Origin of the sequence: Streptomyces antimicrobicus, from assembly GCF_020532625.1 — a bacterium.
Taxonomy (GTDB): Bacteria; Actinomycetota; Actinomycetes; order Streptomycetales; family Streptomycetaceae; genus Streptomyces; species Streptomyces antimicrobicus.
Window position 1 is genome coordinate 1 of sequence record NZ_JAJAUY010000150.1, and the last position, 14427, is coordinate 14427.

General features: G+C 75.0%; 11 protein-coding genes. 3 read left to right on the top strand and 8 right to left on the bottom strand.

Translation table 11 applies throughout. The features are described from left to right. The coding region (locus LG632_RS25970; RefSeq protein WP_226729978.1) for a HEAT repeat domain-containing protein at nt 1-203 on the top strand (203 nt) is incomplete at its 5' end. Here LG632_RS25970 and LG632_RS25975 read toward each other — a convergent pair. Next, entirely contained in the window at nt 155-583 is a 429-nt protein-coding gene (locus LG632_RS25975) for a Fur family transcriptional regulator (protein ID WP_226729979.1), read from the bottom strand. The genes LG632_RS25970 and LG632_RS25975 overlap by 49 nt on opposite strands. Nucleotides 584-801: 218 nt before the next feature. Here LG632_RS25975 and katG point away from each other — a divergent pair, with 218 nt between their 5' ends. Continuing rightward, entirely contained in the window at nt 802-3012 is a 2211-nt protein-coding gene (gene katG / locus LG632_RS25980; protein WP_226729980.1) for a catalase/peroxidase HPI, read from the top strand. Between the two features lie 95 nt (nt 3013-3107). Continuing rightward, the gene (locus LG632_RS25985; protein WP_226729981.1) at nt 3108-4361 is read left to right on the top strand and encodes a cytochrome P450; all 1254 of its coding nucleotides are present in this window, start codon (nt 3108-3110) and stop codon (nt 4359-4361) included. 16 nt (nt 4362-4377) lie between these two features. Here LG632_RS25985 and LG632_RS25990 read toward each other — a convergent pair whose 3' ends face one another. The 7 genes from LG632_RS25990 to LG632_RS26020 all read right to left on the bottom strand — a co-directional run bounded on the left by LG632_RS25990 (nt 4378) and on the right by LG632_RS26020 (nt 14303). Continuing rightward, nucleotides 4378-7425, bottom strand: a complete 3048-nt coding sequence (locus tag LG632_RS25990) for an NHLP bacteriocin export ABC transporter permease/ATPase subunit (protein ID WP_226729982.1) — start codon at nt 7423-7425, stop codon at nt 4378-4380. Between the two features lies 1 nt (nt 7426). Then, nucleotides 7427-9631, bottom strand: coding sequence for an NHLP family bacteriocin export ABC transporter peptidase/permease/ATPase subunit (locus tag LG632_RS25995; RefSeq protein ID WP_226729983.1), 2205 nt, complete (start codon nt 9629-9631; stop codon nt 7427-7429). Beyond that, nucleotides 9628-10434, bottom strand: coding sequence for an HlyD family efflux transporter periplasmic adaptor subunit (locus LG632_RS26000; RefSeq protein ID WP_226729984.1), 807 nt, complete (start codon nt 10432-10434; stop codon nt 9628-9630). The genes LG632_RS25995 and LG632_RS26000 overlap by 4 nt, the downstream gene beginning before the upstream one ends. 100 nt (nt 10435-10534) lie before the next feature. Beyond that, entirely contained in the window at nt 10535-10753 is a 219-nt protein-coding gene (locus tag LG632_RS26005; protein ID WP_226729985.1) for a hypothetical protein, read from the bottom strand. 340 nt (nt 10754-11093) lie between these two features. After that, nucleotides 11094-11552 (bottom strand): hypothetical protein, encoded by a 459-nt coding sequence (locus LG632_RS26010; RefSeq protein ID WP_226729986.1) that lies wholly within the window; start codon nt 11550-11552, stop codon nt 11094-11096. A 43-nt stretch (nt 11553-11595) separates the two neighbouring features. Continuing rightward, nucleotides 11596-12651 (bottom strand): SCO0930 family lipoprotein, encoded by a 1056-nt coding sequence (locus LG632_RS26015; RefSeq protein ID WP_226729987.1) that lies wholly within the window; start codon nt 12649-12651, stop codon nt 11596-11598. A gap of 200 nt (nt 12652-12851) precedes the next feature. Then, nucleotides 12852-14303 carry an NADH-quinone oxidoreductase subunit NuoF family protein gene (locus LG632_RS26020; protein ID WP_226729988.1) on the bottom strand — a complete coding sequence of 484 codons (1452 nt, stop codon included), beginning with the start codon at nt 14301-14303 and terminating at the stop codon, nt 12852-12854. Between the last annotated feature and the right edge of the window lie 124 nt (nt 14304-14427).

Genomic DNA, 14427 nt, shown 5'->3' on the forward strand with positions numbered 1-14427 from the left:
CCGGGGCCGTGCCCGCCCTCGCCGGCGCCGTGCGGGACCCGAACGCGGACGTCCGCAAGGCCGCGGTCCTCTCGCTCCTCCCCCACCACCGCGTCCCCGGGGCCCGCGCCGCCCTCGCCGCGGCCGCCGCCGACCCGGACGCCGACGTCCGCGCCTACGCGTCCCGGGCGGGCTCCCCGCAGGACGGGCACAGTCCGCGGTAGGTGACCTCGGCCCCGGAGAGGGTGAAGCCGAAGCGCTCGGACTCCGGGAGGTCGGCCAGGGGGTCGCCGGACGGGTGGACGTCGCGGACCAGGCCGCAGCCGGAGCAGACCAGGTGCTGGTGGGACCGGTGGGCGTTGGGGTCGTAGCGCTTGGCGCGGCCGTCGGTGGTGACCTCGGCGACCTCGCCGAGGGCGACGAGTTCGCCGAGGGCGTTGTAGACGGTGGCCCGGGAGATCTCGGGCAGCCGCTCGGCCGCGAGGGCGTGGACCTCGTCCGCCGTGAGGTGGACGTGGTCGCCGTCGAGGACCTCCGCCACCACTCGCCGCTGGGAGGTCATCCGCCAGCCGCGTCCGCGCAGCCTCCGCAACAGGTCACTCATGTCGGCTCACCTCAGGTTCGGCGGGTGCGCCCCGCAGGCGGGGGCGGGTGTCCGGGATCCGATGGAATATCGGGCTGGTGTGCTTCTTGACTTGGACTGTGTCCATCGTAGGATCGGTTCCGTAGATAGCAAAGGGACAATTGCACACGCTACGGGCAAGAAGATTCCACGGCGGCAGGAACTGCAGTCCGTGATCCGCCTGGTCCGGAAGGATTCGCATGTCTGAGAACCACGACGCGGTCGTCACGGACGACCAGCCGCAGTGCCCCGTCGCGCACCAGCGCGCCCCGCACCCGACCCAGGGCGGCGGGAACCGCCAGTGGTGGCCGGACCGGCTGAACCTGAAGATCCTCGCCAAGAACCCGGCGGTGGCCAACCCGCTCGGCGAGGACTTCGACTACGCCGCGGCCTTCAACGCGCTCGACCTGGCCGCGGTGAAGCGGGACATCGCCGAGGTCCTGACCACCTCCCAGGACTGGTGGCCCGCCGACTTCGGCCACTACGGCCCGCTGATGATCCGCATGGCCTGGCACAGCGCCGGCACGTACCGCATCAGCGACGGCCGCGGTGGCGCGGGCGCCGGCCAGCAGCGGTTCGCCCCGCTCAACAGCTGGCCGGACAACGCCAACCTGGACAAGGCGCGCCGCCTGCTGTGGCCGGTCAAGAAGAAGTACGGCAAGAGCATCTCCTGGGCCGACCTGATGATCCTCACCGGCAACGTCGCCCTGGAGACCATGGGCTTCAAGACGTTCGGCTTCGCCGGCGGCCGCGAGGACGTGTGGGAGCCGGAGGAGGACGTCTACTGGGGCCCCGAGACCGAGTGGCTCGGCGACTCCCGTTACACCGGGGACCGGCAGCTGGAGAGCCCGCTCGGCGCCGTCCAGATGGGCCTGATCTACGTCAACCCCGAGGGCCCCAACGGCAACCCGGACCCGATAGCGGCCGCCCGGGACATCCGTGAGACGTTCCGCCGCATGGCGATGAACGACGAGGAGACCGTCGCGCTCATCGCCGGTGGCCACACCTTCGGCAAGACCCACGGCGCCGGCCCGGCGGACCACGTCGGCCCCGACCCCGAGGCCGCCCCGCTGGAGCAGGCGGGCCTCGGCTGGCAGAGCACGTACGGCACGGGCGTCGGCAAGGACGCCATCACCAGCGGTCTGGAGGTCACCTGGACCACCACGCCGACGCAGTGGGGCAACGGGTTCTTCAAGAACCTCTTCGAGTACGAGTACGAGCTCACCAAGAGCCCGGCCGGCGCCCACCAGTGGGTGGCCAAGGACGCCCCGGAGATCGTCCCGGACGCCTTCGACCCGTCCAAGAAGCACCGCCCGACGATGCTGACCACCGACCTGTCGCTGCGCTTCGACCCGGTCTACGAGCAGATCTCGCGCCGCTTCTACGAGAACCCGCAGGAGTTCGCGGACGCCTTCGCCCGCGCGTGGTTCAAGCTGACCCACCGCGACATGGGCCCGGTCGTGCGCTACCTCGGCCCCGAGGTCCCCAGCGAGCAGCTGGTCTGGCAGGACCCGCTGCCGGCCCGCACCTACGAGCTGATCGACGCCGCGGACGTCGCCGACCTCAAGCGCCGGATCCTGGCCTCGGACCTGTCGGTCTCCCAGCTGGTGTCCGCCGCCTGGGCGGCCGCGTCCTCCTTCCGCGGCAGCGACAAGCGCGGCGGCGCCAACGGCGGCCGCATCCGGCTCCAGCCGCAGAGCGGCTGGGAGGTCAACGACCCGGACCAGCTGGCCGCGGTGCTGCGCACCCTGGAGGGCGTCAAGGAGTCCTTCGACGCGGCGCAGTCCGGTGGCAAGCAGGTCTCCCTGGCCGACCTGGTGGTGCTCGCCGGCAGTGCCGCCGTCGAGCAGGCCGCCAAGGACGCCGGCTTCGACGTCGAGGTGCCCTTCTCGCCGGGCCGCGTGGACGCCTCGCAGGAGCAGACGGACGTGGAGTCCTTCGCCGCGCTGGAGCCGACGGCCGACGGCTTCCGCAACTACCTCGGCAAGGGCAACCGGCTGCCGGCCGAGTACCTGCTGCTCGACCGGGCGAACCTGCTGACGCTGAGCGCGCCGGAGATGACCGTCCTGGTCGGCGGCCTGCGGGTGCTCGGCGCCAACACGGGCGGTTCGCGGCACGGCGTCCTCACCGACCGGCCGGGCACGCTGACGAACGACTTCTTCGTCAACCTGCTCGACCTGGGCACCACGTGGAAGTCGACCGCGGAGGACCAGAGCCACTTCGAGGCCCGCGACGCCGCCGGCCGGGTCAAGTGGACCGGTACCCGCGCCGACCTGGTCTTCGCCTCCAACTCCGAGCTGCGGGCGCTGGCCGAGGTCTACGCGAGCGACGACGCCGAGGAGAAGTTCGTGACGGACTTCGTCGCGGCCTGGGCCAAGGTCATGGACCTGGACCGGTTCGACCTGGTCTGACCGGCCGATCACCCCTGACGCCCGGACCCGGGCGGCCACCGCCGACCGGGTCCGGGCGTCCTCGTACCGGCACACCTGATCCGGAGGCCGTTCCCGTGACATCGCCCGAGCAGGCAGCACCGAGCTCACCGCAGGCGTTACAGGCCCGCCGCGACGCGTTCTACCGCGACCCCTACCCGCTCTACGCCCAGGCCCGCCGGACCGGCGGACTGACGTACGTGCCCGAGGCCGAGGCGTGGCTGGTGGCCCGCGACCGGGACGTGCGGGAGGTGCTGCTGCGCCCGGACGACTTCTCCTCCGCCAACTCCCTGCTGCCGGACGTCCCCCTGTCCGAGGCGGCCCTCGGGGTGCTCCCGCGCGGGTTCGGCCCCCGGCCCACCGTGGTCTCCTCGGACGGCGCCGCCCACCGCCGACACCGGGCCCCGCTGAACCGGGGCCTGTCCGCGGCCCGGGTGGCGGCCCTGGTGCCGTACGCCCGTGCCCGCGCGCGGGAACTGGTGGACGGCTTCGCCGGGCGGGGCGGCGCCGAGCTGGTCCAGGACTACGCGCGGCGGTTGCCGGGGCTGGTGGTCGGGCGGCTGATCGGGCTGGACCCGGCCGACGTGCCGCGGGCCGTGCACGGCGGGTACCGGGCCGAGGAGTTGCTGTTCCGGCCGCTGCCGCCGCAGGGGCAGGCGGCCGCCGCCGAGGACGTCGTCGCGCTCCAGCACCTGCTCGACGGCTACGTCCGCGACCGGCGGGCCCACCCGCGCGACGACCTCTGCTCGGCCATGGTGGCGGCCTACGCGCCCGGGGACGCCGAACTGACCCTCGAACAGCGCCACGAGATCGTGGCGAACCTGCAGAACCTGCTGATCGCCGGCTTCCTCACCACCAGCGCGCTCCTCGCCACCTTGCTGATGCACCTGCTGGCGGACCGCCGGCAGTGGCAACTGCTGCGCGCCGACCCGTCGCTGGTGCCCGCCGCGGTGGAGGAAGCCCTGCGCCACGACACCGCGATCCAGGCCTTCCGACGGGTCACCACCCGCCCGGTCGCCCTGGCCGGCACCGAGCTGCCCGCCGGGGCCGCCCTGCTGGTGGCGTTCGGTTCGGCCAACCGCGACGAGGAACGCCACGAGCGGCCCGGCGAGTTCGACCTCGGCCGGGGCGGCGGCCGGCAGCACCTGGCCTTCGGCCACGGCCCGCACGGCTGCCCCGGTTCCCGGCTGGCCCGCGAGCAGCTCCGGCTGACGCTGGAGCTGTTCCTGGACCGGCTGCCGGACCTGCGGCTGGACCCGGACCGGCCGGCTCCGGTGATGCGGCCCACCCTCATCCACCGCTCCCCGGAGGCCCTTCACGTCACCTGGTGAGGCACGGCCCCGCCGGTCAGGTGAGCTGGTGCCGGACCAGCGTGTGGAAGGGGCCCGCCGGGTCGGCGAGGAGGGCGGCGGGCGGGCCCTGCTGCACGACCCGGCCCTCCGCGAGGACGATCACCCGGTCGGCGTCCATGATCGTGGAGAGCCGGTGGGCGATGACCACCCGGGTGCAGCGCAGGGCCCGGGTGGACTCGACGACGACCCGCTGGGCCTCGTTGTCGAGCGCGCTCGTGGCCTCGTCGAGGAAGAGCAGCCGGGGCTTTCGCACCAGCGCCTGGGCGATCATCAGGCGCTGGCGCTGACCGCCGGAGACGGTGCCGCCGCCGTCGGAGAGGACCGTGTGCAGGCCCATGGGCATGGCCTTGACGTCCTCGGCCAGCCCCGCCGCCGTCACGGCCTCCCACACCTCGTCCGTCGAGTACGCCTCCGTCCCGCGGACGCAGTCCAGGATCGAGCCGGCGAACGGCTGGGCGTGCTGGAGGACGACGCCGCACTGGCGGCGCACGGCCACGGGGTCGAGCGCCGACAGGTCCTGGCCGTCGTAGCGGACGCTGCCGGTGGTCGGCCGGTCGAAGCCGATGAGCAGGCGCAGCAGGGTGGACTTGCCGCAGCCGCTGGCCCCGACGATCGCGACGAACTCCCCGGGCCGGATCCGGAACGAGACGTCGGCGAGGACGAGCGGGGCGTCGTCGGCGTAGCGGTAGGAGAGGTCCTTGACCTCCAGGGCCCCGCTGAGCTCGCCGGGCGCCGTGCTCCCGGCCGGGGCCTCGGGCGCGGCCCGCAGCAGCGGCTCGACCTGCTCGAACAGCGGGCGGACGGCGACCGCGGAGACGAGCGCGCCGGTCAGCTGGGTGACGGAGGAGAGCAGCAGGGTGACGGCGGTGGTGAAGGTGAGGAAGTCGCCGGCGGACATGCCGCCGCGTGCCGGCCCGGCCACCAGGACGAACATCACCAGCGTGCACAGCGGCAGGGCGACCGCGCCCAGCACGGTGACGGCGTTGCCGAGCCGGCCGGTGCGCCGGTGCAGTTCGCGGGTGCGGGCGAACTGCCGGGCCCAGGCGGCGTAGGCGAAGCTCTCGGCGGCGGCCACCCGCAGCTTGGGCAGTCCGCGCAGGGTCTGGAAGACCTGGTTGTCGAGCTTGTGGCCGAGCTCGGTCAGCCGCCGCTGGTGGCGCAACTGCCACAGCCCGAGCAGCAGGAGGACCCCGGCGAGCACCAGCAGCAGGGCGATCGCCACCAGGGCCAGCGGCATGCTGTGCGCGAACAGCAGCACGAGGTTGGCCGTGCCGAGGGTGGCGGCCTGGACGACCACCGGGCCGAGGCCGGAGAGCGCACTGCGCACGGCGCTGACGCCCAGGGCGGCGCCGGCCAGTTCGCCGGTGGAGCGGCCGGCGAAGAAGGTCACGGGCAGCCGCAGCAGCCGGTCCCACACGGCGGGCTGGAGGGTGGCCTCGATCCGGCCCTCCAGCCGCAGCAGGGCGACGTTCTGCAGGAGCAGGAACGCCGCCGACACCAGGCCCGCTGCGATCAGCGCGAGCGCGGTCTGCACGATCAGGCCGTCCTCGCCGCGGGGCACGTAGCTGCCCAGGACCGTGCCGGTGGCGACGGGCACGCACGCCCCCAGGCCGACGGCGACCAGCCCGCCCAGCAGCAGTGCGCGCAGCTCTGCGCCGGTGCCGCGCAGGGCGAACCGCAGCAGCCGGGGCAGGGTCAAGGGGCCCTCGGGCAGCGGGCGGTGGAACATGACGGCGCGCGGTTCGAGGGCCTCCTGGTGGTCCCGGTCCACGCGCCGGCGGGCGCCGGTGGCGGGGTCCACGGCCCAGTAGCCGCCGCGCCGCCACAGCAGGGCGACCGGGGTGCCGTCGGCGGCGCGCCGGGCGAGCAGCGGGCCGTGGTCCTCGCGCCACCAGCGGCCCGCGAGCCGGACGGCTCGGGTCCGCACGCGTGCGGCGGACGCGATCCGGTCGACGGGGTCGGTGCGCTCGTCGGCGGGGCCGGCGGGGCGGGGTTCGGCGAGGGTGATGCCGGCCTCGGCGGCGACCAGGCGGCACGCGGCGAACGTGGTGTCGGTACCGTCGGCGCGGCCGGGGCGCCGGCCGGTGCGGCCGATGGCGGCCAGCAGGGTCCGGTCGGCCTGGGAGCGGGCCGCCTCGCCGGCCCGGATCCCGGCGGCGGTGCGGTCCTCGTGCGCCCGCTCCCGCTCCTCGATCCAGCGGTCCAGGGCGGACAGCAGCCGGTACTGCTGGTCGACCATGGCCTGCCAGAGCGCCGGTTCCAGCAGGAGCGTGCCGGTCGCGGCCCGGGCGTCGTGAGCGCCGTGGGCGTCGTGAGCGGGGTGGCCGGGGCGGGCGTCGTAGGCGTCGTAGGGGTGGTGCGGGCCGGACGCCGCGTACAGCGCGCCGTAGCGGACGGCGCCCGGCGGGACCGGCATCCACAGGACGTCGTCGTCGGTCTCGACGGCAGCGGGGACGGTACGGGTCTCCAGCGGTGCCTGGTACAGCACGCGCAGACCGCGCCCGACGCCGAGGGCGAAGGCGTGCTCCAGGGGGCTCGGCGGGGTCTCGGCCGGCGGGCCGTACGGGGCGACGCCGCCGGTCCACTCCCCCGCCCACGGGTCCGCGTACGGCGGCTCGGTCAGCTCACCGAGCTCGACCCGGCGCAGCACGCAGCCGGGTACGGGCCGCCCGGCCAGGGTGTGGCGGGGGCCCCGCGCGGGCCCGAGCAGCAGGGTGCCGGCGGGCAGCCGGCCCAGGTAGTGCCAGGGCCCGGCCCCGGCGGCGTCGACGGCGAACAGGTCCAGGGCGCCGGCGACGACCAGCCACAGCACGTGCGGCCCGGCCAGCGGCAGGTCGCGCGTCCCCGCGCAGTCGACGGGCGTGCCGAGTCCGCCCAGGGCCGCGACCACCGGGTCGGCGGGTGGGGCGGGGTGGGCGGGTGCGGCGGGCCGGGCGGGTGCGGCGGAGTAGGCCGGTGCGCTGGGGTGGGCCGGTGCGCTGGGGTGGGCGGGTGCGGCCGGGTGGGCGTACCCGGGCCGCCCGGCGGTGGTCTCCTGCGTCATCTCAGCGCTCCTCGACCAGGGCCGCGTACGCGCCGCGGCGGGCCAGCAGCTCGGCGTGGCGGCCGCGTTCGACGACGGTGCCCCGGTCCAGCACGAGGATCTCGTCGCTGTCGCGGACGGTGCTCAGCCGGTGGGCGATGATCACGCAGGCGCAGCCGCGCCGGCGCAGGTTGTCCATGACGGTCCGCTCGGTCGTGGCGTCCAGGGCGCTGGTCACCTCGTCCAGGACCAGCACGCTGGGACGGCGGACGAGGGCCCGGGCGAGTTCGAGGCGCTGGCGCTGGCCGCCGGAGAAGTTGCGGCCGTCCTGTTCGACCCGGCTGTGGATGCCGCCGGGCCGGCGGGAGACGACGTCGAGGACGGCGGCGTCCGCCAGGGCGGCGAGGACGTCCTCGTCGGGGACGGTGGGGTCCCAGAGGGTGACGTTGTCGCGGACGGTGCCCTCGAAGAGGAAGACGTCCTGGTCGACGAAGGAGACGGAGGCGGCCAGCGCGCCGCGCGGGATGTCCTCCAGGCGCATGCCGTCGATCCGCACGGTCCCCTCCCAGGGGGTGAACAGGCCGGAGACGAGCCGGGAGACGGTGGACTTGCCGCTGCCGGAACCGCCGACGAGGGCGATCTGCCGGCCCGGCCCGACGGAGAGGGAGAAGTCCTTCAGCAGGGGGGCGTCCAGCGGGCTGTAGCCGAACGTGATGTCCGTCAGCTCCACCCACCCGGCCAGGCGGCGGCTGCCGGTGGGGGGCTCGCGCCGGGCGTGGACCGGGTCGGCGGGGAAGTTCTCGACGTCCTTCAGGCGGGCGACGTCGGCGGCGAAGTCCTGGATCCGGCCGGCCACCGCGTGCAGCCGGGTGACGGGTGCGGTGAAGCTGGTCACCAGCGCCTGGAAGGCGACGAGCAGGCCCACCGAGAGGTGGCCCTCCACCGCGCGCAGGCCGCCGATCAGCAGGATCAGCGCGCTGTTGAGCGCGGCGAGGGTGGGGGCGACGACGGCCAGCCAGGCGCCGGGCACGCCGAGCCGCTGCTGCACGTCGAGGGTGACGGCGTGCCGGCCGGCCCAGCGGCGGAAGAAGCCGTCCTCGCCGCCGGTGGCCTTCATCGTCTCGATGAGCTGGAGCCCGCTGTAGGAGGTGGCGAGGAGCCGGGCGCGTTCGGCGCGCAGCTTCTGGGTGCCGGTGGCCCGCAGCCGGAGCACGATCCTCAGGGCCAGCAGGTTGAGCAGGGCCATGCCGATGCCGACGAGGGTCAGCTGGGGGTCGTAGGTCCACAGCAGGACGGCGTAGAGGAGCACGACGACGGCGTCCACGCCGGCGGCGGCGAGGTCCCGGGCCAGGGTCTCGGAGACCGTGTCGTGGGACCTCAGGCGCTGGACCAGGTCGGCCGGGCTGCGCTGGGCGTGGAAGGAGACCGGCAGCCGCAGCAGATGGCGCAGGAAGCGGGCGCCCCCGAGGGTGGAGGAGATGATCCGGCCGCGCAGCAGGTTGGCCTGCTGGAGCCAGGTGAGCACGGCGGTCAGGCCCAGGGCGAGGGCCATGGCCGCGAACAGCACGCCCAGCAGGGAGGACTGCTCACCGATCAGGAACGTGTCGATGTACGTACGGCTCAGCGCGGGCACGGCGGCTCCGACGAGCACGAGCAGCAGGCTGGCGAGCACGGCGGCGAGCAGGGTGCCGGACATGCCGCGCAGCCGGGCGGACAGCCCGGACAGCGCGCCCGGGCGGCGGCCGGCGCGGCGGAAGGCGGGGCCGGGCTCGAAGGTGAGCACGACGCCGGTGAAGCCGCTGTCGAACTCGTCCATGGGGACGAACCGGCGGCCCTTGGCGGGGTCGTTGACGTACGCGCCGCGGCGGCCGAGGCGGCGCCCGAGGCCGTCGTGGACGACGTAGTGGTTGAACTCCCAGAACAGCACGGCCGGGGGGCGTACGTCGGCCAGCGCGGCCAGGTCCATCTGCATGCCCTTGGCGGTCAGGCCGTAACCGCGGGCGGCCTTGAGGAGGTTGCCGGCCCGGGAGCCGTCGCGGGAGACGCCGCAGGCGATGCGGAGCTCCTCCAGGGGGACGAAGCGGCCGTGGTGGGCGAGCACCATGGCGAGCGCGGCGGCCCCGCACTCGACGGCCTCCATCTGCAGGACGGTGGGGGTGCGGACGGTGCGGGGGCGGGGGCTTCGGGTCCTGGCCCGGCGGGGGGCCTTGCGGCGGGTGGCGGTCACGGCAGCAGCCAGTCGAGCGGGCGTTGGGCGGTGAGGTGGACGGCGGCGGTCACCGGGGTCGCGGAGTCCAGGGGGTGGGGCGGGCCGTCGGTGGAGGACCAGCGGTAGCCGGACCGGGTGGTGGCCGAACGCGGCAGGTCGACCAGGACGGCGACGGGGTCGCCCTGCCCGGCGAGGCGCGCGGCGAGCCGGCCGTCGCCGAGGAAGCCGGCGATCTGGGCCTGGCTCTGCGGGGCGCGGCCGACGGCCTTGACGCGGCCGCGCAGGACGCCGTAGCGCTGCGTGGGCACGGAGGGGACGGTCACGTCGACCTGGGCTCCGACGGGGATGGTGGCGGCTGCGGCGGCGGGGACGTAGAGCACGGCCACGAGCGGGTCGTCGGCGGTGGTGGCGCGTTCGACGGTGGCCACGTCGGCGCCGGGGGTGACCACCGAGCCGGTGCGGGCGAGGAGATGGGTGACGCGTCCTGCGGCGACCAGGCGGACGAGCTGCTCGCCGCGGTCGGTGCCCACCCGGAGCAGGGGCGTGCCCGGGGGCAGCAGCCGGCCCGGTTCGGCGAGGACGGCGGTGACCTGTCCGGCGACCGGGCTTTGCAGCAGGTAACTTCCCTCGGCGCGGGTGAGGACGCCGGGGGCGGTGAGTTTGGCGGAGACGGTTCCGGTGCAGGCCCAGTACGCGGCGGCGGCGATGACGGCGACGGTGACGGCGAGGGCCAGGCGGCCCTGCGGGCGCGCGAGGCGTACCGGCAGGTCCAGTTCTTCCGGGGACTGCAGCTTGGCGAGCGCCTTGTGGCGGAACTGCACGGACTGTTCCTTCGAGTGCATGGTCCGGTGCGGCACGGGCGGCCACGGGCCCCGGAACACAAGGGAGTTCCGGGGCCGTGACCGACGACGGGGACCGGACTCAGAGTCCGGCGACACCCACCTGCACGCCGGCGATGCCCGTGACCTGGCCAGGCAGCGCGGTGGCGGCCTGGACGGTGCCCAGCGAGGTCACGGTGTCCAGGACGGTGGCGACGTCGCCGAGGACGGCGCCGGCGAGGCCGCCGGAGATCCCGACACCGCCGGCGACGGCGTCCAGCTCGGCGTCGGTGATCTCGCGGGTCTCGATGTCGTTACGCATGGGTGCGCACCCTTCTTACGTTTGTTCGGGTTCCGTGGGGGGTGGGCAGATGTAAGCACGCGAACGAACGGGCCTGCCAATCCGGTTGACGGGGCGCCGGGAAGGGGTCCGGCGACTCGTGCACGGGATCGCCCCGGTCCCTTCACATGATCGAGTAACAGAAATCCGCCGCCCCGGACCCCCGCGGGACATCACCGGACAGACCAGGACATCCGGCTGGGGTTGGGGCGGCGGCGGGGCCGGGGGGTGTGGGGAGCGGGGTGAAGGGGGCACCCCGCTTCCTGCACATGTGAACATTTCCGGGAGCAACGGCCCGTGACGGCCCCGACGCGGGGGGTGCTCAGTGGTGGCCGGGGGCGTGGGTGTCACCGGACTCCAAGGTTCCGCCGAGGCGGTGGTGGAGGTCGGCGAGGGCGGACTCGGGGCGGGCGGTGACGATCCAGCGGTCGCCGACGAGGTACGTGCCGCCGTACGCGCGGGCCTCGGCCAGCCATTGCCGTTCGCCCTCGGGCGCGGCGAAGGTCACCATGCGGAAGGCACCGGCCCCGGTCTCGCAGCCGCCCTGGCGCAGTTCCTCGGCGTCCACGGTGACCGACGCCGTGCAGCCGATGGCCGCCTCCAGGGCCTGGAGGGAGCCGGGGCGGGCGGCCCCGGCCGCGGCGGGTGCGGGGGCGTCGGGGGCGGGGGCGTCGGGGGCGGTGCGGCCGGTGGCGCAGGCGCCGCCCAGGAGGGCGGCGGCCAGCACGACGGCGGCGGGGACGGCCCGGCGGCCGAGCGGTGGGGAGTTCCGCGAGGACATGGGGGCCTCCTAGGGCCTGTTTTTCGGATCAGGAAGACAGGCCCTAGGCGGCCGGGGCCTTCTTGCCGGTGTCGGTGACGGCCCACCACAGACCCTGCTTCCCGTGCCCGGTCACGTCGCCGGGCTTCTTGTCCCCGGTGAAGCGGTAGACCGGCCAGCAGTCGATGGTCAGTTGCGTCGAGCCGTCGGGCCGTTTCACCGATCCGATCAGCTCCTGCGGAATTCCGGTGACCCGCGCGGCGTCCACGGCCTCGGCCGGCTTCCAGGAATCCAGGCAGGAGCCGAGGCAGCCGATCTTCATCGGCCAGGCACTGTCCTTGTCGAAGCGGTAAAGGGTGTTTCCGGAACCGTCCACGAGAATGTTCCCGAGTTCCGGGTCCCGGGAGACCGCCACCGGGGAGGACCCCCCGGACCCGCCCTGGCCGGCGCCGTCGGCCGTCCCGGCCTTCTTGTCGGCCGCCTTGCGGCCGTCCGGGGCGAAGGCGTGCCAGGTGCCGCCGACGCCCTCCCCGCGCGCCTCGCCGGGCTTGGTGTCCTTGGCGTAGCGGTAGACGGGCCAGCCCGAGAGGGTCAGTTGCCGGGTGCCGTCGGAGCGGACCACCTCGCCCAGCAGGGCGGCGTCGACCGCGCCGACCGCCGAGGCGTCCGCCGCCGGGACCGGCGGCCAGGCCTTGGCGCAGTCCCCGTCGCAGGTCGAGGCGGGGGGCTGGGCGGTGTCCTTGTCGAAGCGGTAGAGGGTCCAGCCCTTGCCGTCGCTGACGACCGGCCCCAGGCCGGGGACGTCCCGCGCGGTGAGCTTGCCCGCGGGGCCGTTCGGAGCCCCGCCGGCCGGGTTCGCCCCGCTGCCGCCGGCCTCGCCCGCGCCGCCCTCACCGGAACCTGAACCGCCGCCCGCGCCGTAGCCGGCGTCGGCGCCGTAGCCGTCGGCGCCGTACGGATCGGTGCCGTTGCCCGGGCCCGCGCTCTTGCTGCCGCCCGCCGGCTGTACGGCGTTGCCCGCGGGCGCCGTCCGGCCCCCGCCGCCGAGCCCGCATCCGGAGGCGAGCAGCACAGCCGCGACGGCGGCACCGGCGAACATCTCTCGGCGTCCCTTGTGCACGATGACTCCCTGGGTTTTTGGCGTTCGGTCGCGCTTTTCGCGTCGTGGCTCATTGATACGGGGTGCACGGGAATCGTCGATCGATTCCGCCGGAATTTGTCAGATCCCGAAGAAGAATGAACTCGGTGCCGGGGCCGACCGTGCACCGCATCCGTTCCCCCGATTCAGACATTCCGGAATTCCCGCATTCCGGCATTCCGCTATTCCGTGATGCGCAGGGCCAGCGCCGGGCAGCGGCGGACCGCGCGCAGCGCCTTCGGCCGCAGCCGCCCGGGCACCGGCATGGAGGCCTGGGCCGGGTAGCCGTCCGCGTCGAGCCGGACCACGTCCGGCAGGACGTCCACGCACAGGCCGTGCCCTTGGCACAGGGTCCAGTCGACGACGAGCCGTTCGGGGCTCTGGTCCTCGTCGCTGGGCAGGGGCAGCGCACCCAGCACCCGTCGGCCGCAGCCGCGGCCCCGGGCGTGGTCCTCGAACTCGCCGGGGAACGCGGCGAGGGCGGAGGCGACGAAGGACGCGGTGCCGTCCGGGTGGCTGCACGCACCGCGCCGGCGCACGGCTCTCATGCGCCGCTCGACGGAGTCGTAGGCGGACCGGTCCCCGGCGACCGCGTCCTCCAGGGCCTGGGCGAGGGCGGGCAGGCCGCGCACGCACGGCCCGCACTGGCCGGCCGTCTCGTCCGCCATCCAGCGCGCCACGCGGGCCACTTCGCCGGCCGGGCAGGTGTCCTCGGGCAGCGGCAGCACCGCCCCGGCGCCGAGCACGGCGTCGTACGCCGCCAAGTGGCGCCGCGACAAAGCCGCCTGACGTGCCGTCGCAGGGCCGAGCCAGCGGCCGTGGTAGCCGCCGACGAGCACGCCCTGACCGATGTCGGTGCCGCACAGCTGGAGGGCGTACGGCAGCGGGATGCCGGCCGGCGTCTCCACGACGGTGGAACCGGAGACGGTGAGCAGCACGGTGCCGGGCTCGTCGGGCAGGCCCGCCGTGCGGTACTCCAGTGCGCCGAGGCGGGCGGCGACGGCGAGCTGGGCGAAGGTCTCGGTGTTGGAGAACAGGGTGGGGACCCCGTTCAGGCCCCGCTCGCTGGTGCGGACCTTCTGCCCGCTGGGCAGGGTGGGCCCGCCGTTCAGCCCTCCGACCATGGCGGTGCCCTCGCCGGTGACGAAGCGCTCCGGCAGCCGGGTCACCCGGACGCGGTCGCCGGCCGGGGCCCGCTCGGCGGCGGCGGCGCGCACCGACCGTTCCACGTCCGCGCGGGTCACGCCGATCACCACCTCCTCGGCGCGCAGGGCGTCGGCGGCCAGCAGGGCGCCGTCGAGCACCAGGTGCGGGGCGTGCAGCAGCAGGGCGGTGTCCTTGAGGCAACTGGGCTCTCCCTCGCTGCCGTTGACCACGACCGCGGTGCGTCCGTCGCGGGCGCCGGCCGAGCGGAGGACGGCCTGGAGCTTGCGGGCGAAGGGGAAGCCGGCGCCGCCGCGGCCCCGCAGGTCGATGTTCTGGGCGAGGTCGACGAGTTCGTCCGGCCGGTGGCGCGGCAGCGCGCCGTGCACGGTCAGATGGGACACCCGGTCGAGCCGGGCCGCCGTGTCGAGTCCCGCGAGCAGCCGGGGCGGTCCGACGGAACCGAGGACGGGCAGGGGCTCGTACGTCATGACCACCGTCCCGGCTCGGCCACCAGGCGGGGCGCGCGCGCCGCCGGGACCGGGGGCCCGGCCGGGCGGGGCGGGAAGGCCGGGGGCGCCGGGAAGGCGGGGGGCACCGGGAAGGCGGGGGCCG